Raw genomic sequence first — 23,997 nt, forward strand, 5'->3', positions numbered from 1 at the left:
ATATGAGGAATTAAATGATTAACAGGAATAAAGCTCCTGGACCACGCAAAACCTGAACTAATAATTGCTGCTTTTTATTTTGAGCTATGGATTGTAATGTTTTTACGTCTTTGGTTGGGACTTTATTAGCAGAGATAATAATATCACCCGGACGTAAACCTGCTCGCCATCCAGCACTGCTTTCTGACGCGCCTACAACCTGTACACCAACAACATTACCGTGAGGTGGTGATTCTTGTTCAAAATTGCGTAGAGCAAGTCCATAGAGAAATGGATTATTGGATTGCAGTTTTTGCTCATGTTTTTTGATATCAGTCACTTCAGCATTTAATGTTAAGGGCTTATTATCACGTAAAATCATGATTTTTGCTGTCGATCCGACCCGCAATAAACTAATCGTTGTTTTAACCTGAGTTGCTTGAGTAATTTTGGTATCATTAATTTGTACTATGATATCACCTGCTTTTAATCCGGCAATTTCGGCTGGAGAATTTTCATTAACCTGTGATACCAGCGCTCCCTGGACGTCTTCAGGATAACCCATAGATTGCGCTAATTCAGGAGTTAAGTGCTGAACAAAGATTCCCATCAGCCCTCTATGGATAGAGCCAAACTTGATAATTTGCTGAGTAACATCTTTAACCATATTGATTGGGATGGCAAATCCTATTCCGATATTTCCGCCGTAAGGGGATATGATGGCTGTGTTGATTCCTATCAATTCGCCTTTGGTGTTAACCAGCGCTCCTCCAGAGTTTCCTGGGTTAATCGCTGCATCAGTTTGAATAAAGTTCTCTACACCTTCAATATTCAGATCGCTGCGTTTCAGTGCACTTACGATACCAAAAGTGGCCGATTGGCTGTTACCAAAGCTGTTTAATCCAAATGGGTTACCAATTGCAACAACAAAATCACCGACTTGCAAATTATCTGAATCACCAATTACCAGTGATTTCAAATTTTTTGCATCAATTTTTAGGACTGCCAAATCTGTTTCGCTGTCTCCGCCAATCAAGCGCGCTTTCAAACGTCGCCCATCCTGAAGAGTTACGGTAATTAAATTGGCGTTACGTATAACATGGTCATTGGTCACAATGATGCCAGATTTGGGATCAATGATAACGCCTGATCCAATACTTTCAAATTTACGGCCTTTATCTGGAACTCGAGACTGGCGCTTGTTTTCTGGAGCTGCATCATCATCACTTCCTGAAGCTGAGGCGTCATTGGGTAAATAACCCTGAACGGCAACATTAACAATTGCTGGCATTATGTTTTTTAAAACGGGTGCCAAATTAGGCATAACAGTCTCATCAGCTTGCACTGCTAAAGAGACTGTTAAAAGAAGTAAGGTGCTTGCTAATAACTTTAAGTGTTTTATCATTTTATTCATCCCGAGGTTGATCGTTAAACCAGATAAAAGTACCTATTCTACCTGTTTGTGATTGTCTACGATAGGAATAGAACTCATTTTTTAATTCAAAAGTACATAAATCCGACTGATAAACCGCTGTTACTCCATGTAAATTAAGGATTAATTTGGCAATTTTAGGCAAATTTGCAAGCCATTTGCTGCCCGTGGGTTTAAATGCTACATGACTTAAAGGGTATTTTTCAGTAAAGGATTGATGTACTTCATCTCCCACTTCGTAACAATTTTGGCAGATTGCCGGACCAATCCAGGCCAGTAAGTCTGACGTATCGCTGTTCATTTTAGACAGAGTGTTTTCTACAATCCCATTAAATAAACCCTTCCAACCGGCATGGATGGCTGCGATTTCATCACCTTGTATGTTGCACAGAGTAATGGGGAGGCAATCTGCTGTCAGAATGACTAAGGGATGTAATGGGGAGCGAGTTATTGCTGCATCGGCACACCGATTCGAGTCTGCTTCAGGAATGACGCATGTGGTGCTGTGTGTTTGTTCTAACCAGACAGGTTCTTCCGGAAGACGCAAAACCTCTTTCAGCTGTTCTCTGTTTTTCATTACATGCAGGGGATCATCACCTACATGTAAACCAAGATTATTTTCATTATACGGCGAGACACTATACCCTGACAGGCGAGTAGTCGATAATGCTGTAATATTTCGTGGAGCGGACCAATTGGCTAATCTAGTATTCATAATGCTCATCCAGGGTTTCCAGCAATAATTTGAAATCATCAGGCATTGGGGCTTTAAATGTCAATTCCTCTTCTGTCTTGGGGTGACGAAAGGTAATGGAGCAAGCATGAAGTGCTTGTCGTTTAAATTGCTGAAGTTGCATTCTTAATTGATCGTTGGCATTCAGCGGGAATTTGATTCGTCCATTATAAAGTTGGTCACCAACAACAGGATGATTGATATGAGCCAGGTGAACCCTGATTTGGTGAGTCCTTCCTGTCATCAGGCTCACATCTAAAAGCGTGAAGTCATTATAGTGTTTTTTAATTGCATAATGAGTAATGGCCTGTCTGCCTTGTCCAGTAACTGCCATCTTAAGCCGGTTTCTGGGATGTCTGCCAAAACCTGTGTCAATCGTTCCTCCAGATATCACATGACCGAGTACCAGGGTGATGTAGTTTCGTTTTATGTCTCGTGCCTGCATTTGGCGAATTAAAGAGGTATGCGCCATTAGTGATTTTGCTACAATCAATAACCCTGTTGTATCTTTATCCAGACGGTGAACTATTCCTGCTCGAGGCAAATGTTGAAGATCTGATGCATGGTGCAGCAAGGCGTTGACTAAAGTATGTTCTTTATTACCAGCACCTGGATGCACCACTAGCCCAGCAGGTTTATTTAGCACCAGAACATCTTCATCTTCGTAAATGATATCAAGGGGAATAGATTCTGGTAAGCACTGGGTAAAATCAGTATCGATTGTATTCAGATCAACATGAATTTCGATCCGGTCGCCATCAAGTGTTTTATCTTTGGGTTTGCAGGGCTTGTTATTTAGTGTTACCGAACTTGATTTAATCCAGTTGCTGATTTGTGAGCGTGAATATTCCGGCAACAGTTGAGCGAGTACACTGTCGATACGTTGACTGTGATACTCGCGAGGAATTGTAATTTGCTTTTGAATGTGTTCTATCATCAGGCTGGTTGCATCTCAACTTCAGTCAGACGCCCTCGTAAAGAATTCGGCAAAGCATCTGTAATGTGTAGTGTGACAAATTGGCCAATAAGCTGCTCGGGGCCTTCGAAATTGACTACACGATTACATTCAGTACGGCCAGCTAATTGATTATTATCTTTTTTAGAAAATCCGGTAACCAAAATTCTTTGCGTCGTGCCTATCATGGATTGGCTGTAACGAGAAGCATTTAGTAACAATCGGTTTTGCAAGATTTGCAGGCGTTGTTTTTTTACCTCCAACGGAGTGTCATCCGGTAAATTGGCCGCAGGCGTTCCTGGTCTTGGGCTGTAGATGAAGCTGAACGAAGTATCAAATCCAATCTCATGAACCAAATCCATAGTGTCCTGGAAATCCTTATCAGTCTCACCAGGAAAACCTACGATAATATCGGTAGACAACCGGATATCAGGGCGGATTTTACGTAATTTTCTGATTTTGGATTTAAATTCAAGAGCGGTGTAACCTCGTTTCATTAATCCTAAAATACGATCGGAACCGCTTTGAACAGGAAGATGTAAATGATTGGCCAGTTCAGGAACTTCAGCATAAGCATTGATTAGATTGTCTGAAAAAGCCAAAGGATGAGAAGTAGTAAAGCGAATTCGACCAATTCCCTCAATTGCAGCGATATAGTGAATTAATAGTGCCAGATCAGCGGTTTCTCCGTGTTCCATGGCTCCACGATAATCATTCACATTTTGTCCCAGTAAATTGATTTCTCTTACGCCTTGAGCTGCAAGTTGGTAGCATTCAGCCAGAACGTCATCAAATGGTCTGCTGATTTCTTCTCCACGGGTGTAGGGAACCACGCAAAAACTGCAATATTTGCTGCAACCCTCCATAATCGATACAAAAGCTGTTGGACCCTCAGCTCTTGGGGCAGGAAGATGATCAAATTTTTCAATTTCAGGAAAGCTGATGTCAACAACTGATTTGTTTTTTTCAAGACGTTCATTCAACAGAGCAGGGAGCCTGTGCAAGGTTTGAGGACCAAAAACAATATCTACAAAAGGAGCTCTTTTTATAATATCAGCACCTTCCTGGCTAGCTACACATCCTCCAACACCTATAACAACGTGAGGATTTTTTGCCTTATATTCTCGCCACTGACCTAACTGTGAAAATACTTTTTCTTGAGCTTTTTCTCTGATAGAGCAAGTATTCAGCAATATGACGTCAGCGTCATCTACTTGATCGGTCTTAACCAAACCATGAGATTCCATTAAGACTTCTGCCATTTTTGATGAATCATACTCATTCATTTGGCAACCATTGGTTTTAATATATAATTTTTTAGCCATAATCTTCTACTTTTAAAACGCCGTATTATTTCATTAATGTACACTTTGGCAATAGGTTTCTTTAATTTTTGGTAAAATAAGCAGCGCAATGATCATACCCAAAGGCAGTATTGCCAAGGCGGTATGGTACGCAGCAAGTGGGTAAACTCGAATGGTACCACTTATTTCACCTTGCCACATTTTATCGAGAACATAACCTATCAGGGGTTGTGCCAGAGCAATGCCCACCATGTTCATCATATTCATAAAGCTCAGTCCTGTAGCAACGTATTTCTTGTTACACAACTCTTTTGCAACTGAGAATGCGGGCAGAAAGCCAGCCGAAAAAATCCCAAAGGCAAGGAGTAAAATTTGCATTATTAATGATGAGCTGACAGGAACAAAAATAAAGATGCTGGAACAGAGTAACGCGCCAATGCATCCAATATACATAGGGGGTTTTCTTAAACCGATGCGGTTGGAGAATATCCCCCATAGAGGACTGGCTATCGCCCATCCAATAAATACAAGCGAAATATAATTTGCTGCCGTTGATTTGGCAATCAACATTTTATTCATTAGAAAAGGAACACCCCATAGTCCACAAAAAACGGGTGTTGCCATATACATAAGGCCACCATAAGTGGCAACAAGCCATAGTTGTTTGTTTTTGATCAAGGCCATTAAACTGGGTAACAAGCGTTCTTCATCGTCAACCGGATGTTGGTGTACTGGAGGTTTATAATTTTTAGGGGTATCTCGGGCGATTAAGATGATCAAAATTGCAAGGAGCATTCCAATGACACCCATAATGATCATGCTATGACGCCAGCCAAAGCCATCAATGAGTAAGGCCAGGGGCGTTTCTCCGCCTATGGCTCCCAACATGCCAATAGTGACCATGAGTCCTGTTAATAAAGCGAATTTTTGTGCTGGAAACCAGTTTGCTGCTAATTTCATCGTACCAACTGCTGCAAAAGCAGAGCCAAAACCAATCATAAGTCGAGCAATGCAGGCCATAAAAAAATTATCAGTCATGCCAAAAGCAATCGTACTGAGAGCACACACTACTGTAGCTACAGTTAACAGGCGATGAGGACCAAAATAGTCCATTAATACTCCACCGGGCAATTGCATGGCAGCATAGGAGTAAAAATATACTCCAGAGAGTATACCCAGAGTTTGACTGGTTACTGAGAAATCTCTCATTAATTCATTGCTCATGACACTGGGAGAAACTTGTAACAGACACTCGTAGAAATAAAACAGGCATCCTAAACCCCAAACCATCCAGGGCATAAAGGATCGAATAGCAGTTGTCTGCACTGATTCTGACTGTGTATTATAATGAGCCATTATTTTATTGATCTCCAGGTTTACCAAGGTAATTTGATTTTGCGAGAATTACAGACCAAACAAAAAACGATAAAAGACGGGGGTACAAGATCCCTTGAAGTTCCGTCAGAGGTGCGGTTTTTTTAATCACAAAGTCAACTTTATAAGTTAGCATACCTAAAGACAAATATCACTTATTAAAATAGTACCATTTTGTGCTTTATTTGTCTATTGGGCTGGGTATGAGTACTTATTGTTCATTAGGGTCATCGGGAGCATCAAGAACCACGCGAGTTCCCTTCATTCCACCACCTGGAAGATCAATAAATTCTTCGTTGAGCCATCGGGCATCCTCTATGAACATTCGAACACAGCCATGGCTGGCTCTGTAGCCGGGAACATCATAGCTTCCGTGTAAGGCAAATCCTCTAAAAAAATGCATGCAGTAGGGCATTAAAGCGCCACCACTTTCTCCATTGGCTCTGCGCGGAAATACCGTTGAGACACAGTCTATATCCTGTTTTCTAATAATGCGAAACGAGCCAGTAGGGGTGCCACAGCCACCGGCAACATTACATTTTCCCACTCCTGAAGAAATGGGTCCCCACCAGAGCAGTTCTCCATCTTCATCATAAGCTCCCCAGGCTAATTTCTTTTGGCTTACATAGATGGTTTTTTCGCCATCAGATTCTATATAGCGAGGAAAAGGAGATACGTCATATATGGTCAGGCGCTCTATGTTTTTAGGAATGGCGATCGTCATTCCTGGTTTTAAGCTAATATTCATACGATTAATACGTCGGACTATATCTCGTTCTTCAGTATTGGGAAATAATTCCTCCCAGCTCTCCCCATTTTTAACTTTCATACAAAAATAATCAGGTTTATTGCATAAGGTTTCGCCGTAACGAACATAGGCAAAGCTGGTGTGACTCGTTAACATAAACCCAAGCAATGCGGATATTGATATCAAAATTTTGTTCATAATGATTTCAATTTTTTATTCATCGTATCTTTTATAGCGGCAAAAAGTGTATTTACTTAACATTTTTTAATGGATATTACTTGAATACTAGGCTCCGTGAATAAAATTCAATTGTTGCACAAAAAACCTTCATTGCGAGTGTTAGCGAAGCAATCCAGATCGAATCTTCGCTAACACGCTTTAATGGATTGCTTCACTTCGTTCGCAATGACGACTTATTTGCAATATATTAAAAATTCGTTCACAGAACCTAAGATTCAGCACTGGAACTTATAGATTGCCAGGCTTGATGAATTTCAGCGAGCAACATATTCGATTGAGCTAACAAATCTTCATCATTATTCAGATTGGCTTTAAGCAATATATGTTGAATGTATTCATATATTTTGTGGAGATTTACAGCGATTTCACCACCTTGATCCTGATTCAGGCTTGATTTTAAACCCTCCACAATGGTGATTGCTTTTCCAATGTGCTCACCCTTATCCTTAATTTGTTTCCTTTGAATATTTCCTTGTGCGGTGGCTATATGTGATCGCGCCCCTTGCAGGAGTAATTCAATGAGTTCATGAGGGGATGCCGTATCAATGCGAGTTTGCAGTTCAATTGATTTGTATTGATTTGAAATTTGCGCATATGGATTTTTCATCTCTGTACTCTCATTTTATTTTTTAATTTGGGGTAAATTAGCCAATTGCTGAGTTAAAAATCCGCTGGTGTTTTGCAGTTGTGTCAAGAGCGTATCAAGTGCAGTAAATTGTTTTAAATACCTGGCTTGAATGGAGTCGCTGCGTGTATCGATGACGTTTTGGACTTTTCCCAACTCTTTCACCTGATTGTTCAACTGGGATGCTCGAACATTTAAGTCTCCATCAGTACTCATATAAGTGTTTATTAACGAATTCATTAATACCGCGATGCCATCGGTTACCACTACTTGTCCTCGTGACCCAGTAGAACCAGACAGGACATTGATGGATAATCCTCCCAGTGCTCCGCTCCCACTTAACGTGACGCCATCAGAGGACGTTGCAGAAAGAGAGCCGATAGTTCCTGACATACTGACGCCTGGAGTGAATTCTGTCAGGGCGACGTTATAAGAGCCTGCTTTTACAGTTGTATTGACTGAGTTAATTCGAATGTTGGCATCAGTTGCTGAGGCGGTTTTTGCAAACAAGGAGCCAATATCTTTATAGTTATTATCAAGAGCTTTTTTAAATTGAGTCTGATTGAGCTCCAATAAGCCCTGTTTATTCGTGATAATTCCCAAATCGGCTAGTGATTTGATGGGACTGGATCCATTGTTTATAGGACTGGTGGCCCATTTGTTAATATTGAGCTTCAGATTTCGAAACTGAGGATCGCCTTGAAATACCCCACTTTGCTTCGTGTCAGAGTTGTAACCGGTCAAATTGGTGAGGAAGGTCATTGTGTCATTATATTGTTTAATAAAATCATTCACCAAACTGGATAATTGGTCTTTATTATCATCAATATTTAACGTGATCTGTTTTCCAATCTCTGCTTGTTTCAAGTTCAGTGTGACACCGGCTATCGCATCCTGCAACTGGTTACTGCTTTGGCTCAATGTTAACCCATTAATCTTTACAAGACTGTTTTGCGCACCGATGGTTTCAGTTAAGGCATTGACCCCGGTTGTTGGATCGTAATTTAGTGCCGCAACTCCTCCTGTAATTTTCATGGCATAATTTTCGCCGGTTTGTGAGGAGGTTAGGGTAAGTCGAGATCCCGTACTATCTTGTACTATACTCGCGGTAACAGATGTGCCTGCGTTATTAATGGCATCTCGTACAGCGGCAAGACTATCGTTACCTGGAGCAATCGTGATGGATAAAGGCGTAGCTGAAGCATTTGGAGTAAATACGGTCTTATCGGCATTATAGGTGCCAAAATTAATCGTCAGTGTACCACTGCCTGTGTTGGTCATGTAGTTGCTGGCAAGACTTTGTTGTTGAGCCAGCTTTTGAACCTCAACCTGGTATGAGCCTTTTACTGCCTGTGGTGTTATCGAGGTTGAAAAATGATCCTGATCGCTCATGGAGTATTTCATAGTATAAAACTGACTTAAATCCGATAACTTGGTCAAAGAGGCCTGGAAATTAGATAAATAGCTTTTTAATTGCCCAATAGCGGATAATTCAGTGTTTACATTAGTTAACTGTTTGTCATGTCGGGCTTGTGCTGGCGTAATTTCGGCTTTGACTAATGCATCAACCAAAGTTTTTACATCTAGTCCTGAACCCACGCCTGGTGATGATAAACTCATATAGTCCCTTAATTAAATTGATTTAAAATACTACTTTTTATTAAGTCAGTTTGAACAGGTCCATTTATTAAACGTGCTTATCTATAGAACCACTTATTATTTCATCAAGCAAACTTAATAAATGCAAGTATTCATCTGATGGCATTTTGCGTATTACTTTATCTGACAATTTATCGGAAACAATGGTCTGAATTAGACCTGTTGCTTCATCCAATGTCTGCTTTGTTTCAGGATCCTTGACAGAACCTACAGAGCTTTGTTGCTCCACACTGGCAACTTCATCTGCGTCAAGCAGAGATTCATTCTGGTTTGTCTGACTGATTGAAGGTGTAGATTCAATTTTCATTTCATACTCCTTTATACCCAAATTACTTTGGGGTACAAACTAATTAAGGTGCAGCAAACGCTGCACCTTAATTGTTACTTCATTACCGACCTAACAAGGACAGAACAGATTGTGGCATGCTGTTCGCTTGAGCCAGCATTGCTGTACCAGCTTGTTGCAGGATTTGGTTCTTGGTTAAATTAGCCATTTCAGCAGCGTAGTCAGCATCCAGTACTCGGCTGCGAGCAGCGGATAAGTTATCTGATACGTTTTGAAGGTTGGCTATTGTAGAGTCAAATCGGTTTTGCAACGCACCCATGCTAGCGCGGTTGGCGTTAACACTGTTTAACGCTGCGTCAATACGCTTGATAGCAGTTTGAGCGCCAGCAGCTGTGCTGACATCAACAGAGTCCACACCAAGAGCATCTTTGGCAATTGCAGCATTAAGGCCCAAAGTAGCAACTGTACCGCCGATGTTAATTGTATCTGTTGCACTTACTGACAGAGTTCCACGTAACGCGCCATCGAATGCACCACCAGTAACCGTTAAGCCGTCTGTACCTGCTGTAAAACCGGTACCACTCTCAGTTACAGTAATGTTACGACCATCAGCTGCGGTTAAGGTTAAATCACCACCGTTCAATGATGCAGTAACACCAGTTTGATCACTGACTCCATTGATTGCATCACGAAGAGTAGAGTTGGTCATTGCTGTTGCAACATCCTGTCCGGTGAAAACCGCAACACCGTTAATTGTCAAGTTATAAGTATCAGCAGCAGTACCACCTATGGCGCCAACTGTCTGAGTACCTGAGGTAGAAGCTGTTACTGATAAACCAGCAACACCAGCATCATTTATAGCGGCTGCTTTAGCGTATGCAGAAGTACCGTCTTGTCCGTTCTCTGCTCCAGCAAATCCAGCAGATGAGTTAATTGTTGTGGCTGCACCACCGCCTATAGAGATAGTGATGTCAGTAGCTGCTGCTGCGGAAACTTCAGTACCTGTTGCTGTAGCGATACCACCAATTGCTGAGGCTTTAATACTGCCAATACTGAAACTGATTGTTTGGTTTGCATTAGCACCAACCTGGAAGCTGGCATTAGTAAATGAGCCGTCCAGAATTCTTTGTCCGTTAAATTCGGTGTTGTTAGAAATACGATTCAACTCACTTTGCAGTTGTGATACCTCACTCTGAATTGATTGACGGTCAGATGAGTTGTTTGTTGAGTTTGCGGACTGTACTGATAATTCTCTCATACGTTGCAGAATGTTAGTCGTTTCCTGCATCGCACCCTCAGCTACCTGAGCCAGTGAGATACCGTCATTAGCATTTCGAACAGCCTGGTTCATACCACGAATCTGGGCAGTCATACGTTGAGAAATCGCCAAACCGGCAGCGTCATCTTTTGCGCTGTTAATTCTAAAACCGGATGATAATCGTTGTATTGATGTTTGCATTGCGTTTCCTGACACCCCGAGGTTTCTTTGGGCCGTCAACGACGCTACGTTGGTATTAATTACTTGAGCCATGATTTAGTCTCCTCAGACCTGAATCCTTGTTTATTGTTCGATAAATTCATTATTTTTCTTGCAAATTTACCGTACCCACTATTGTTATCGGAACAGACTCGAAAAACTTTAGTGCGCTTAGTACACTTTTTTAAAAAATACAAAAAATTGGCTAATAAAATTAGGATGTTATGATTTTGGTCATGATGAGTTAAATGTGGTGTAGAGCATGTATTGGGTAGATTTAAATCATTAATAATGAGAAAATGCGGAACGTGAATGTGATCCCATCAGGGGGCTGTATCTGGAAGTTTTAGTCCCACGACTTGGTCACTTAGTTCCAGACAAGGAATGGCAGAGCATGATGTGTTAAGTATATCTTCTCTTTTGTGTATAATAATAATCGATTCACTATATAGGTTCTAATTTATGAGCTGGTTTAAAAAACTATTACCGTCCAGGATACGTACTGAAACCTCACAGAAGAAAGGGGTTCCTGAAGGATTATGGGTTAAATGTTCAGGATGTAATGAAGTGCTTTACAGTACTGAGCTGGCAAAAAATCTCATGGTATGCCCGTCATGCAATTTTCATCATCGAATTTCAGCGCGCACACGAATTGCTCAGTTTCTTGACGAAGCTGGTCAGGAAGAAATTGCCGCGAATCTTGAGCCACAAGACAGATTAAAATTCAGGGATTCTAAAAAATATAAAGACAGAATTTCCCAAGCTCAAAAAGCTACTGGTGAAAAAGAAGCTCTTGTTGTTGTAAAGGGAACCTTATCCCAACAACCCATTGTAGTCAGCTCTTTTGAATTTAATTTCATGGGTGGTTCAATGGGGGCAACCGTAGGTGAAAAATTTGTCCGAGCAATCAATATTGCTACCAAGGAAAAACGTCCTTACATTTGTTTTACTGCAAGTGGCGGCGCTCGAATGCAAGAAGGATTGTTCTCATTAATGCAAATGGCTAAAACTTCTGCTGCTTTAGCTAAATTCGCTGAAACTGGATTGCCTTTTATCGTTGTATTGACCGATCCAACTATGGGAGGTGTTTCTGCCAGCTTTGCTAGTCTGGGGGATGTGATTATAGCGGAACCTAATGCTTTAATTGGTTTTGCAGGTCCTAGAGTTATTGAACAGACTGTCAGACAAACATTGCCCGAAGGATTTCAACGAAGTGAGTTTTTGCTGGAGCATGGACACATAGACATGATAGTTGAACGCAAAAATCTGCGTTCTACGATTTCTGAATTAGTTGCTAAATTGACGGGTAAAAATTTAGGGAGTCATTTTGCCTAGCCCGTCAAGTGAGTGGGATTTAAACCAGTGGTTACTTAATCTGGAATCCCGTCATAATCAGGAAATCCAATTGGGTTTAACACGAATCAGGGCAGTAGCAAAAGAATTAGATCTGCTTGCCCTGGATTGTAAAATAATTACTGTGGCGGGTACTAATGGTAAAGGCTCTACAGTATCTGCTCTTGAAACAATATACCATACCGCCGGATATCGGGTTGGGGCATACACCTCCCCGCATCTTATTCAGTTTAATGAACGTATTCGAGTCAATTTAAAGCCTATAGCGGATAAGGACTTGTGTCATGCATTTCAGGTTATAGAACAGGGACGCGGTGACGTTCATCTGACCTATTTTGAAATGACGACATTGGCTGCATTATGGTATTTCAAAAATCAACATCTTGACGTGCTGATTCTTGAGGTGGGATTGGGCGGTCGACTGGACGCGACAAATATTATTGATACAGACTTAGCAATTATTACGACTATTGACTACGATCATCAGGAGTTTTTGGGTACCACTCTGGAAGCCATAGGCAATGAAAAAGCCGGTATTTTGCGATTGAAAAAACCATTTATTTATGCAGATATAAATCCTCCCGCAAGCATTCTTCATGTGGCAAAAGACCTTGATTCACCGAGTTTTTTGTATTCAAGGAATTTTTCATTTCAGCTTCATGAGTCGAATTGGAGCCATGATTTTGAAGGCAGAACGATCTCTGATCTGCCAATACCTTGCATACAATTAAAATCTGCTTCCGCTGCTATTAGCGCCTGTTTATTGCTGGAAGAGGAAGTACCTGTATCAAGTGAACATTATCGTGCGGCAATGAAGTCTTTGTTTTTGCCAGGAAGATTGCAGCTGTGCAAAAGGGGTGATGTAACTGTATTATACGATGTATCGCATAATCGCCAATCTGCCCGTCTCTTGGCAGAGCGAGTCAAACACTTGAAAAACAAAAGTAAGGTACATGCAGTATTTTCCGCATTGAGAGATAAAGATATTTTTGGTTTAATTATTCCTCTAAGGGATTGTGTTGATCGATGGTATCCTGCACAATTAGATAACAAAAGAGCTGCCAGCGCAGATTTTCTGTTGGCGCAATTCAAGGGGGCAGAAATTGGTGCAGATTTATGCTATAATTCCCCGCTTCTTGCTTTTGAGCAGGCTTGGAATAATGCTGAAGCTGGAGATTTAATTGTGGTTTATGGTTCATTTTTTACGGTTAGTCAGGTAATGGCTGCCCAGCATAACACTTTGGAGCAGAAGGAGAGTCAATGAAACTGGTAATGGATGAGAAACTGAAACATCGTTTAATTGGTTTGGCCGTTATTATTTCATTAGGCGCGATATTTGCACCTGCCGTTTTGAAAAAATCCAGCCAAAATCTTGAAAATAATTACAGTGTTAATATTAAATTACCACCAAAACCATTTGTACCTGATGTGGTTTCTACCAATGAGAAGGATGTTTTTAAAACCATCAAGGTCGCTAAAGTCAAAATCCCGGCGGTCTCTGAAGAGAATCAGCTGTCTGAGTTGGTTCGGGCAGAACCAATTAAATCTGATCTGGTGAATACGAATAAGGCTGTTTCAGTTGCGAGTATAGAACCTGAACTTAAATCAGAACCCGTTCAACTTGCATTAAATCAGGCTGCTAAATCCACTGCAAAGCAAACGATAGCGAAACAATCCGTAGCGAAACAAACAGTAGCTGCAGCTGCCATAAAACATAAAAGCCCTGCACCTGTTGTCGCCACACGCAATAAAGCGATTCCAAAATCGACAAAAGTGCTTTCTGTTGCCAAAGCAAAAAACATCCCTGCAAATAAAAAAGATCTATACGCGCTTCAATTGGCATCTTTTTCCCAAATATCCAATGCACAATCACTGGTAAAACGATTACAAACCAAGGGCTATAAAGCGAATTTTATAAAGACTGCCAGCAGGAATGGAGCCGTTTATAAAGTATACGTTGGGCACTCCCCTAGAAAACTGGATGTAATGAAATTAAAAAATCAATTAGCTAGTGCCATGCAGCTTAATGGCTTCATTGTGAATACTGGAGTGAGTTAACCATGCAATTACAATGGGTTGATATTGCCATCATTTCTGTCATTAGTTTATCCGTTTTGACTGGATTATTTCGAGGATTTGTAAAAGAACTCGTCGCATTGTGCGTGTGGGTTCTGGCCATATGGTTAGGAATCAACTATTCGCAAAGGCTGGATCCCTGGCTTCAATCTTATATACAGGAGCAATCAGCACGGACTGCTATAGCGTTTATTATCATCATGTTTGGCACTTTATTCGTAGGTGGTGTGATTAATGCCATTCTCAGTTTTATTTTAAAGCGTGCAGGATTAAGTGGTACGGATAGAACCTTGGGCATGGGATTTGGATTTGTACGAGGTGTGTTTATCGTTGCGCTCCTTATGGTTGCAGTTAAAATGACTTCCTTGCCGTATCAACAGTACTCTAATGATTCAAAGCTTTATGCGCGTTTTGATCCTGTGGTTTCATTACTCTACGCTCATTTCCCTGAATTTATTAAACAGGTTAAAGCTGTAGATCAAACCGAAAACATTATTGATACAATGCCCACAACTTAATGTATTCATAAACTTCTTTGGGTAATTCCTTATTAACATCCAGGTTTTGCTTTAGTTTATTGCGTATGTCAGTTGACGAAATTGCATAATCTCCTGCATCAAAAAAGCAGATGATTCCTGATTCACTGTTTAATAACTCTTTTTTAGAACAATTTTTGTTAGCTGCAATGAGGTGTGCAAGGGCTTCTGGTACAGGGGTTCTCTTGTAGTGCTCTCTGTTAATGACCACCAGATTGGCTAGTTCTATAATTTGATTCCATTGATACCATTGAGGCAATGAAAGAAAAGAGTCATATCCAATAATTAAGCTAATTGATGCGTGTGGATAGTCCTTTCTAAAGCTTTGTAAAGTGTCAACCATATAGGACGGAGAGTCGCGATTGATTTCTCTTAAATCGATACTAAACTCTGGCAGTTTTTTTATGGCCAGCTTGAGCATTTCTATTCTTTGTTCATTGCTCGCATGTGCAGGGGGTTTTATTGCCGGTATTTTACAGGGCAGAAAATAATAGGAATTAAATTGATAATAATTCTGCAGGGTAATACTTGTTTCGATGTGCCCGTTATGAACCGGATCAAAGGTTCCTCCAAAGATTGCTATACTGTGCATTGCGTTCCCAAACTAAGAGACAGGGTCAGTTTTTCCAGGGAATTCCATACCTGGGTGTTGAGGCTGGATTTGATCTGTTCATCAATAGCTTTACAATAACAAAGCAGCTGCTGTAAATGCATCTCATCGAATCGCTTGATGGCTAATTGATATAAATTGACTCGTTGCGCCCAGATTTTTAATTCACTGCAGGCGTTTTTAATATGTGCTCCAAGTCGAATCAAAGAAGATAGCTGGAGTAATAATCGTATCTCTTGAGTAAGCATCCATAAAATTAATGTTGGTTCAGATTTACTGTTAACCGCTTGTCTCAGGATTTGGATTGCTTTATCTGCTTGTCCTTGCAGGCATGCATCAACCAGTTCATAAAGAGAATAATCGCACTGATCGAATAAGTGCTCTAATGCCAATTGATCTGTAATCTGGCTACCCGGAGGGTTGCATAAGGCAATTTTTTCAATTACCTGAGCACAAGCAAGCATATTTCCTTGAGTATATTGGTAAATTAGGTCGGCTATTTGAGGGGTACTATTCAATGAGTTCAATTTAAATTGAGATTGAATCCAGCTTTTCATTGCATCCGAGCTTAATGGATAGGCTACTACGACCAGAACCTGATTGTGATTGGACAACCAGGTTAATTGTTTTGCTGGAATGTTTGGAGCTCTGATAATAATAAAGCAGCGAGGGTTAATTGCGTTAAGGTATGCGGTAAGAATTTTTTTTCCTGTAGCATCTATGGATTTTTTATCATAGAGAATATTAAGTAAAATCGTATCGGAAAATAAGGAGTAACTGTTTGCTTCTTCCATCACGGTGTTCCAGTCTTCCGAAGATTGAATGGAAATGATTTTTTCATCACAGTCATGCATCGTTTTAATTGATGACTTGATACTATTAAGGGAATCCTCAATAAGGTAGTTATCCTGTCCAGTTAATACATAGACTGGGTCAAGTTTTTTCTGGATTTGCTGTTTAAGCAATTGATGTTTTATCTGCATGATATATTTTTTTAATTGTAAGTTTATATCCATCCACCAAAACGCTGTTTGCGATTGTGATTAACTTAACAGAAAGAATCAACTATTTATGGCTAATTCGGTTAAGAATTTGGATAACCGTATCTTGATGCATTTCGTTTAATAAAATAGCTTGCTCCTCGTTAGAACCTAGGATTCTGTCATTATTGATAGTGAGCTGACGAGTGACCATTACTTGTTTTGGGGCTTTAATTATTTGACCTTTCGATGTTTGCAGAGAAAACAGAGTAGTCATTATTAATTGATACTGTCTTGGATTGGTGCTGGCACCAATACTGATGATTTGTTGCTGTACATTGGATTTATTAATAATTAGCCAATATTTTGCGGTGGCAGGATCAGGATTGACATCAATTTTGTATCCTTCCAATTGTGTTTTCATTTTTGAAATTAAATCTTTATCTCCATCCCTGGAGATAATGGATACATTGTTGAGCCACTCTGGAACATCAATTATCCCACGCAGATGAAATCCGCAGGCGGTTAAAAGAATGGTCAAAAGCAAGGTGATGCAATATTTTGCTTTCATCAACCTGCAACCAAATTAATGAGTTGTCTGTGTGAGACTACTATAGCTTTTTTGATGCTAAGGTTTTCCAGAAAACTTTTGGCATGCAGTTTGGCTGCCTCAATTAATTCATCTTCTGTAGCCTCCGCACTTGCCGTAAATTGCGCTCTCAGCTTTCCGTTGACCTGAACCACATAATCAACTTCTTCTGTTTTTAACGCACTTTTATCTACTTTTGGCCATGGCGCATCAATAATTGCTTTTTCAAAGCCCAGTTGCTGCCAAATATGGTGGCAAATATGGGGTGTTATTGGCGCAAGCAATTTAAGTAAAATGCTCATGCTTGAATGGATGAACATTTTATCGTCTTCCGTTTCGATGGTATACGATGAGATTTCGTTAAATAATTTCATGCAACCCGAAACAACGGTATTAAATTGATTTCTCTCGTAGTCATTATTTGCTTGGGCCAGTATTTGATGAACAACATGTCGTGATTTTTTTAAACGATTTTCAGTGTGTTGCCAATCGATAATGCCATTACCACTTAAAATAATGTCATTAATATCAATGAATAAATTGATGTGTTGATGAGCAAAAGCCCAAACTCGCTTGAGAAAACGATGCGCGCCTTCAACTGCAGCATCAGACCATTCTAATGATTGTTCTGGTGGTGCTGCAAACATAACAAAAAGACGGGCTGTATCCGCGCCATAGGTATCTATCAGATGATTGGGATCAACCACATTGCCGATGGATTTGGACATTTTATGTCCATCTTTTAATACCATACCTTGGGTTAGCAAGGCTTTAAATGGCTCATCTGAATTAACAAGACCTTCATCACGCATTAATTTATGAAAAAACCGCGCATAAAGTAAATGCATTACCGCATGCTCGATACCACCGATATATTGATCAACTGGTGTCCAGTACTTGGCTCTATCGTCAAGCATGGCACTTTCCTGGCCTTTGCAGGCAAAACGAGCGTAATACCAGGAAGATTCTACGAAGGTATCAAAGGTATCAGTTTCCCTAATTGCATCTTGTCCGCATTTGGGGCAGGATACGTTAACAAATTCAGGGCATTGCGCAAGAGGAGAGCCTGCACCAGTAAACTCTACATTTTCTGGTAATGTGACTGGAAGCTCCTCTTCCGGAACAGGTACCACGCCACATTGTTCACAGAGTATCATGGGAATAGGAGTTCCCCAGTATCTTTGTCGGGAAACACCCCAGTCACGAAGACGGTAATTAATTGTTGCTTTACCTGATTCATGCGTTTCAAGAAACTGGGTGATTGACTCCACAGCCTGAGAAGAATGTAATCCGTCAAATTGTCCTGAGTTGATTAATGTTCCTTCACCAGTATAAGCTGATTGAGACAGATCATGCTGTTTGTCGTGATCCGGTTTTATCACTTCTATAATCGGAAGTTGGTATTTATGGGCAAATTCCCAATCTCGTTGATCATGAGCAGGAACAGCCATTACAGCTCCTGAGCCGTATTGCATGAGCACAAAGTTGGCAACCCAGACAGGAATATCTTTACCCGTGATGGGATGAACCGCAGTCATTCCTGTATCAATCCCACGTTTTTCCATAGTGGCCAGTTCTGCTTCGGCCATTTTTGTTCCCTGGCAACTGTCTAAAAAGGCTTTAACCTCTTCGTTGTGAGTTGCAGCTTCCTTTGCTAGCGGATGATCGGTTGCCACTGCAAGATACGTTGCGCCCATCAGCGTGTCTGGTCGAGTCGTATAGATTTTAAGGCGTTTTGGGTAATTATTTACATTGAAATAGATTTCTGTACCAATGGATTTACCGATCCAGTTGCGCTGCATCTGTTTTACCTGAGCTGGCCATTCATCAAGAGTATCCAGAGAATTCAGCAATTCATCAGCATAGGACGTAATTTTTATAAACCATTGCGATATTTCTTTTCGTTCTACTAGGGCACCGGATCTCCAGCCCCGACCGTCAACCACTTGTTCGTTTGCTAAAACAGTCTGGTCAACTGGATCCCAGTTTACTACGGCATTTTTTTTGTAGACCAGGCCTTTTTCAAATAATCGAATGAAAAACCATTGTTCCCAGCGATAATATTCAGGATCACAGGTGGTTAATTCTCGTTTCCAGTCATAAGCGTTACCCAATCGTAAAAATTGCTCTTTCATTGCGGCAATATTTTTCTTGGTCCATACCGCTGGCGGGATCCCGTTTTTAATTGCGGCATTTTCAGCAGGAAGGCCGAAGGCATCCCATCCTATAGGCTGAAGGACGTTTTTACCAAGGGCTCGTTGATAACGGGCTATAACATCCCCCAAGGTATAATTGCGAACGTGCCCCATGTGCAGGGTTCCGCTGGGATAGGGGAACATAGATAAACAATAAAATTTCTCTTTGTTTAAATCTTCGGTTACATTAAATGATTGTTTTTTATGCCAATATTGTTGAGCTTGTTCTTCAACTTCTTGGGGTTTATAGGTATTATCCATAGTCCAATTAAATTAGTGACTGTAAAGCGCTTAGAATAACCCCTCTTGTCCTCGCCAGCAATAGATTATTGCTTAGTTAATCGTCTAACCTGCAAAATCAGTGCAAAAATAAGAATTAATGAGCACAAAAAAAACACTGGATACTCATTCCAATGAATCCAGGGTGTAGAGCCTACGGCAGGAAAAATCTCACTTTGTAAAATACCTGAACTAAAGGGTGGAAGGCTATCAAGAACTTCTCCCTGATGATTAATTACAGAGGATAAACCATCGTTATTCACTACAACCTGGTATCTTCCAGTAAGCAAAGAAAGCATTTGTGCCATTTGTAACTGTTGATAGCTGGCAAGTGAGCGTCCAAACCAACCGTTATCGCTAATGGAAATGATCCACTGAGCCATGGGCATCTGCAATCTGACGATATTGGGGTAAGCGATTTCATAACAGATTAAACTGGCTATGGGATGATTCGCGACATTGATTAATGGCTGATGTGGTCTTCCTGGAAGGATATTGGGTTCGGGTAAATTCATCCACCGATTAATTGCTACAAAGGGCTTGGGTATATATTCTCCAAATGGGACAAGGTGATTTTTAACGTGTACCCCTCGTGCCGTTCCAAGGCTTATGATCGAATTATGGTAATGTGTCTCATTAGTGTCCGTTGGTTGTAAAATACCAAGAATCAGGGCGCTTTTTGCTTTTAATGCTTTCTCATGAAGACGATCCAAATAATCCTCAAGATAGCTCGCAGGCAAGGGTATTGCAGACTCTGGCAGAATAATTAATTGTTTTCCCAAAAGCTGTTCAGTTGTTTGTTCGTAATATTTTAAAAGTTTCCAAAATAAATTCTCATCCCATTTATCACGCATGGACAGGTTGGCTTGAATTACTCCTATAGAAACGGGATCATTTTTAACCTGTGTCCATTGGATGTATTTGCCGGCAGCAGGAATGATTAGGATCAAGACAAAAGAGCTGAGATAGTAAAAACGCCTGATTGATTGTTCGCGAATTCCAACCGCTAATAGGCAGGCAAGAAAGACACACAGGAAGCTTAAACCATGAAGGCCAATAATTGGCGCAAGGTATTTAAGCGGGGTATCGATTTGCGTGGTACCGGCGATTAACCAGGGAAAACCGCTGAATATCGAGGCTCGGATTATTTCGCTAAAACACCATAAAGTACTAAACAACAACAGGGTAAGCAGTTTATAGCGAGGTTGCTCAAGTATTTTATATAACCACATAACCAAAGCAGGGAATAATGCCAGGTAGGCGATAAAAGCAAGAGTCGTTATTCCAGCGAGTAGATAGTTTAATTCACCATAATCGTGGATGCTGACAATAACCCATGATACCCCAAAACCAAAATAACCTAATCCAAAGAGGAAGCCGAGCATAAGACCTTGTTTCCTGGTGCAGTTGAGTGCCACTGAAAACAACAGCGCCAGACTTATAATAGTGATTCCGGGCATATGGAATGGGGCAAACCCTAACGGGCCCAAGAGACCTGCAAAAAAGACTGAAAGATAAGTCAAATAGTTGTTCTTTATTGAAGATTCCATTAATAAGGTGTTGGTAAGAGCTACTGGCTTCATGAACTAATCATATTGATTAAAGTGGTCAAGATAAATGACTAAGCCATTAAGGTCAAGTTATATAGAAAAAGAAGAGATATGCCCGGATTATCAACTGAAAATTTATTACGTTCCTGCATGGATTTTTTTGTTCTGTCTATCAAATCAGTTTTATTTTGTGTAGGATAATTACGTTTTACAAAGGAGAGGGATTGTATGTACAACGTAATGATTACTGGTGCTGGGAAGATAGGTAGCTTGATTGCTTGTTTATTAGCTGATAGCGGGTCTTATCAAGTTCATTTGGCAGATGTGGATTTTAATGGATCTGATGTTAAACGATTATTAGCCGCATTGCCTGAAATAAAAACGGTTGCTTTGGATGTTAAAGATGAACAATCCACTCGAGCCTATTTAGAAAAACACAATATTATCGCAGTCATTTCTAGTTTACCGTACTTTTTAAATACACATGTGGCACTTGCTGCAAAAGCTGCTAAGGCTCATTATTTTGATTTAACCGAAGATACTGCTGTTACCGAAGCGGTTAAAGCTATCGCAGAGAATGCTGAAACAGCATTTGTTCCACAATGCGGTTTGGCTCCTGGTTTCATCAGCATCGCGGCAAACACTCTGATGCAGGAATTTGACCAATGCCATCATGCTAAATTGAGAGTGGGCGCATTGCCTCAGCGAGCTAATAATGCACTTCATTATTCATTAACCTGGTCTACAGATGGGGTGATTAATGAGTACGGAAATCCATGCTACGGTATCGAAGGCGGCAAAGCTGTTGTGATGGCGCCTCTGGAAGGTTTGGAATCCATACAAATTGACGGTTGTGAATATGAGGCATTCAATACTTCTGGTGGTCTGGGTAGTTTGGGTGAGCTCTATTCGGGTAAAGTTCAATCCATGAATTATAAGACAATGCGATATCCTGGGCATTGTGAAAAAATGCGCTTATTAATGAATGACTTGCGATTAAATGAAGATCGGTCTACTTTAAAACGCATATTGGAACATGCTATTCCCAAAACGTATCAGGACATAGTTATTGTTTATGTGACTGTTGAAGGAATCAAGCAAGGTGAATTGACTGAAAAAAGTTATGTCAAAAAGGTGTATCCTGAAACCATTCGTGGTTTGGAATGGTCTGCTATTCAAGTAAGTACTGCTTCTGGTGTTTGTGCTGTGGTGGATTTGGTATTGGGTCAGGCAAATGAGTATAAAGGATTAATCTTACAGGAACAGTTCCATCTGGATAGGGTTCTGAATAATCGCTTTGGTCAATACTACGCTTAGGAGCTTTCCGTGGAAATATTACAGCAATTAAATATCAAAGAAGTCAATCCAGGTGCCTTTAGTGGCCAGGGTTGGCAGAGTAAACTTCATCATCATACTTTATCTTCATTTTGTCCCGCAAACGGAGAAAAACTCGCTGAAGTTGCCACATGCACTATGGATGATTATGAGCAGGTTATGCATCGTGCGGAACAAGCGGCTGAGACCTGGAAAAAAGTCCCTGCGCCCAAACGAGGTGAAATCATTCGACAAATTGGTCAAGCCTTGAGAGAGCATAAAGACAGTTTAGGCAGTCTGGTTTCACTTGAAATGGGTAAGTCAAAACAGGAAGGTGATGGCGAAGTACAGGAAATGATTGATATCGCAGACTTTGCAGTGGGGCAATCCAGAATGTTGTATGGTAATTCCATGCATTCAGAGCGTCCAAACCATAGAATGTATGAGCAGTGGCATCCATATGGAATTATTGGAGTAATCTCTGCATTTAACTTCCCGGTTGCTGTTTGGTCCTGGAATGCGTTTTTAGCTGCCATTTGCGGTAATGTTACTGTTTGGAAACCTTCGGCTAAGACACCACTCTGTGCTGTGGCTGTACAACACATATGCAATAACGTTTTGAGGAGCAATAACTGTCCTGAAATCTTCAGTCTGATTATTCCTGAATCGCATGATGTAGTTGAAGCGATGGTGGATGATGCACGAATCCCATTAATTTCCTTTACTGGATCTACTGCTGTAGGGAAAAAGGTTTCAGCTAAAGTTGCGGCACGCCTGGGGAAAACAATTTTAGAACTAGGGGGAAATAACGCGATTATTCTCGATGAATCAGCGGATCTACATTTGGCTATTCCCGCGATCGTGTTTGGTGCAGTGGGAACTGCAGGTCAGCGCTGTACTTCTACGCGACGTTTGTTTGTTCATGAATCTCAGTATCAGAATGTTATCAAGAGATTACAGCACGCATACGAGCAGATTACTATTGGTGATCCATTGGACAGTCGTAATTTAATGGGACCTTTAATTGATCAGGGTGCTGTAGAGCAATTCAAGAATGCAATTTCCAGAATCAAGGAAGCAGGCGGTCAGATTGTTTTTGGTGGTGATGTTATAAACCATGCCGGTTCATTTGTTCAGCCTACTCTGGTTTGTGATGTTAAAAATCATTGGGATATTGTGCAGGAAGAAACTTTTGCGCCTATTCTTTATGTAATGTCTTATCGCTCTTTAGATGAGGCAATAGCTCTGCAGAATGGTGTTCCTCAGGGACTGTCTTCTGCGTTATTCACCCAGAATCTAAAAAATGCCGAACGGTTCTTAAGTGCTTGCGGCAGTGATTGTGGAATTGCCAATATCAATATTGGTACTTCAGGAGCTGAAATCGGCGGGGCTTTTGGTGGTGAAAAAGAAACTGGTGGGGGTAGAGAATCAGGTTCCGATTCATGGAAAGCGTACATGCGACGTCAAACCAATACCATTAATTGGGGGGATGAACTGCCCTTGGCTCAAGGAATTCGATTTAATTTGTCTTAAGTCGTAAATTCGAAGAGTAGAGCTGAATTATATCTCAGCCGAAATCCCGAGGCTTGCCGGCGGGATCCTGGATTTGGGGTGGTGATTGTGGATTCCGCGGTCAAGCCGCGGAAATTCGAACGGTTTAGCTGATTTCCCACTTTGCCTAAATCCCGTGGACAAGCCCTGAC

The 23,997-nt window shown here is 40.8% G+C and carries 21 protein-coding genes; 6 read left to right on the plus strand and 15 right to left on the minus strand.

Annotated features, from left to right (window positions below; genetic code table 11):
• Nucleotides 1-10: 10 nt before the first annotated feature.
• The 10 genes from G543_RS0110400 to G543_RS0110445 form a co-directional block, all read right to left on the minus strand.
• On the minus strand, nucleotides 11-1,384 hold the full coding sequence (locus tag G543_RS0110400) for a Do family serine endopeptidase (protein WP_028384444.1): 1,374 nt from the start codon (nucleotides 1,382-1,384) through the stop codon (nucleotides 11-13).
• Nucleotide 1,385: 1 nt separating this feature from the next.
• The gene (pgeF, locus tag G543_RS0110405; protein WP_028384445.1) at nucleotides 1,386-2,126 is read right to left on the minus strand and encodes a peptidoglycan editing factor PgeF; all 741 of its coding nucleotides are present in this window, start codon (nucleotides 2,124-2,126) and stop codon (nucleotides 1,386-1,388) included.
• A complete protein-coding gene (rluD, locus tag G543_RS0110410; RefSeq protein WP_028384446.1) occupies nucleotides 2,116-3,081 on the minus strand; it encodes a 23S rRNA pseudouridine(1911/1915/1917) synthase RluD in 966 nt (321 codons plus the stop codon). The genes pgeF and rluD overlap by 11 nt, the downstream gene beginning before the upstream one ends.
• Nucleotides 3,081-4,424, minus strand: coding sequence for a tRNA (N6-isopentenyl adenosine(37)-C2)-methylthiotransferase MiaB (gene miaB / locus G543_RS0110415; RefSeq protein ID WP_028384447.1), 1,344 nt, complete (start codon nucleotides 4,422-4,424; stop codon nucleotides 3,081-3,083). Before miaB ends, rluD begins: the two co-directional genes overlap by 1 nt.
• Nucleotides 4,425-4,457: 33 nt before the next feature.
• Entirely contained in the window at nucleotides 4,458-5,759 is a 1,302-nt protein-coding gene (locus tag G543_RS0110420) for an MFS transporter (protein WP_028384448.1), read from the minus strand.
• 229 nt (nucleotides 5,760-5,988) lie between these two features.
• Nucleotides 5,989-6,681 (minus strand): L,D-transpeptidase, encoded by a 693-nt coding sequence (locus G543_RS0110425; RefSeq protein WP_420795222.1) that lies wholly within the window; start codon nucleotides 6,679-6,681, stop codon nucleotides 5,989-5,991.
• 292 nt (nucleotides 6,682-6,973) lie between these two features.
• Nucleotides 6,974-7,372: a flagellar export chaperone FliS gene (gene fliS / locus G543_RS0110430; protein WP_028384450.1), complete on the minus strand. Its 399-nt coding sequence runs from the start codon at nucleotides 7,370-7,372 to the stop codon at nucleotides 6,974-6,976.
• 15 nt (nucleotides 7,373-7,387) lie between these two features.
• A complete protein-coding gene (gene fliD / locus G543_RS0110435) occupies nucleotides 7,388-9,010 on the minus strand; it encodes a flagellar filament capping protein FliD (RefSeq protein WP_028384451.1) in 1,623 nt (540 codons plus the stop codon).
• Nucleotides 9,011-9,077: 67 nt separating this feature from the next.
• Nucleotides 9,078-9,356, minus strand: coding sequence for a flagellar protein FlaG (locus G543_RS0110440; RefSeq protein WP_028384452.1), 279 nt, complete (start codon nucleotides 9,354-9,356; stop codon nucleotides 9,078-9,080).
• Nucleotides 9,357-9,438: 82 nt separating this feature from the next.
• The gene (locus tag G543_RS0110445) at nucleotides 9,439-10,866 is read right to left on the minus strand and encodes a flagellin N-terminal helical domain-containing protein (RefSeq protein WP_028384453.1); all 1,428 of its coding nucleotides are present in this window, start codon (nucleotides 10,864-10,866) and stop codon (nucleotides 9,439-9,441) included.
• Nucleotides 10,867-11,274: 408 nt separating this feature from the next.
• Between G543_RS0110445 and accD the strand changes: the two genes are divergently transcribed.
• From accD to G543_RS0110465, 4 genes are read left to right on the plus strand one after another with little or no spacing between them, the layout of a single operon-like run.
• Nucleotides 11,275-12,147, plus strand: coding sequence for an acetyl-CoA carboxylase, carboxyltransferase subunit beta (gene accD, locus G543_RS0110450; protein ID WP_028384454.1), 873 nt, complete (start codon nucleotides 11,275-11,277; stop codon nucleotides 12,145-12,147).
• Nucleotides 12,140-13,429: a bifunctional tetrahydrofolate synthase/dihydrofolate synthase gene (gene folC / locus G543_RS0110455; RefSeq protein WP_028384455.1), complete on the plus strand. Its 1,290-nt coding sequence runs from the start codon at nucleotides 12,140-12,142 to the stop codon at nucleotides 13,427-13,429. The genes accD and folC overlap by 8 nt, the downstream gene beginning before the upstream one ends.
• Nucleotides 13,426-14,223, plus strand: coding sequence for an SPOR domain-containing protein (locus tag G543_RS0110460; RefSeq protein ID WP_028384456.1), 798 nt, complete (start codon nucleotides 13,426-13,428; stop codon nucleotides 14,221-14,223). The genes folC and G543_RS0110460 overlap by 4 nt, the downstream gene beginning before the upstream one ends.
• A gap of 2 nt (nucleotides 14,224-14,225) precedes the next feature.
• Nucleotides 14,226-14,759 carry a CvpA family protein gene (locus G543_RS0110465; protein ID WP_028384457.1) on the plus strand — a complete coding sequence of 178 codons (534 nt, stop codon included), beginning with the start codon at nucleotides 14,226-14,228 and terminating at the stop codon, nucleotides 14,757-14,759.
• On the opposite strand, the gene nadD is transcribed toward G543_RS0110465, so the two are convergent.
• The 5 genes from nadD to lnt form a co-directional block, all read right to left on the minus strand.
• On the minus strand, nucleotides 14,734-15,369 hold the full coding sequence (gene nadD, locus G543_RS0110470) for a nicotinate-nucleotide adenylyltransferase (protein WP_028384458.1): 636 nt from the start codon (nucleotides 15,367-15,369) through the stop codon (nucleotides 14,734-14,736). The genes G543_RS0110465 and nadD overlap by 26 nt on opposite strands.
• On the minus strand, nucleotides 15,357-16,370 hold the full coding sequence (holA, locus tag G543_RS0110475) for a DNA polymerase III subunit delta (RefSeq protein ID WP_028384459.1): 1,014 nt from the start codon (nucleotides 16,368-16,370) through the stop codon (nucleotides 15,357-15,359). The genes nadD and holA overlap by 13 nt, the downstream gene beginning before the upstream one ends.
• Before the next feature lie 82 nt (nucleotides 16,371-16,452).
• Nucleotides 16,453-16,938 carry an LPS-assembly lipoprotein LptE gene (locus G543_RS0110480; protein WP_028384460.1) on the minus strand — a complete coding sequence of 162 codons (486 nt, stop codon included), beginning with the start codon at nucleotides 16,936-16,938 and terminating at the stop codon, nucleotides 16,453-16,455.
• The gene (gene leuS / locus G543_RS0110485; RefSeq protein ID WP_028384461.1) at nucleotides 16,938-19,412 is read right to left on the minus strand and encodes a leucine--tRNA ligase; all 2,475 of its coding nucleotides are present in this window, start codon (nucleotides 19,410-19,412) and stop codon (nucleotides 16,938-16,940) included. The genes G543_RS0110480 and leuS overlap by 1 nt, the downstream gene beginning before the upstream one ends.
• 65 nt (nucleotides 19,413-19,477) lie before the next feature.
• Entirely contained in the window at nucleotides 19,478-21,013 is a 1,536-nt protein-coding gene (gene lnt / locus G543_RS0110490) for an apolipoprotein N-acyltransferase (RefSeq protein WP_028384462.1), read from the minus strand.
• A 195-nt stretch (nucleotides 21,014-21,208) separates the two neighbouring features.
• On the opposite strand from lnt, the gene G543_RS0110495 reads away from it, so the two are divergent.
• On the plus strand, nucleotides 21,209-22,297 hold the full coding sequence (locus G543_RS0110495) for a saccharopine dehydrogenase family protein (protein ID WP_028384463.1): 1,089 nt from the start codon (nucleotides 21,209-21,211) through the stop codon (nucleotides 22,295-22,297).
• Nucleotides 22,298-22,306: 9 nt separating this feature from the next.
• Complete coding sequence (gene amaB / locus G543_RS0110500; protein WP_028384464.1) at nucleotides 22,307-23,827, plus strand: L-piperidine-6-carboxylate dehydrogenase; 1,521 nt, start codon at nucleotides 22,307-22,309, stop codon at nucleotides 23,825-23,827.
• The last annotated feature ends 170 nt before the right edge of the window (nucleotides 23,828-23,997 follow it).

It is taken from the genome of Legionella moravica DSM 19234, from assembly GCF_000423305.1.
In the GTDB taxonomy this organism is placed as follows: domain Bacteria; phylum Pseudomonadota; class Gammaproteobacteria; order Legionellales; family Legionellaceae; genus Legionella; species Legionella moravica.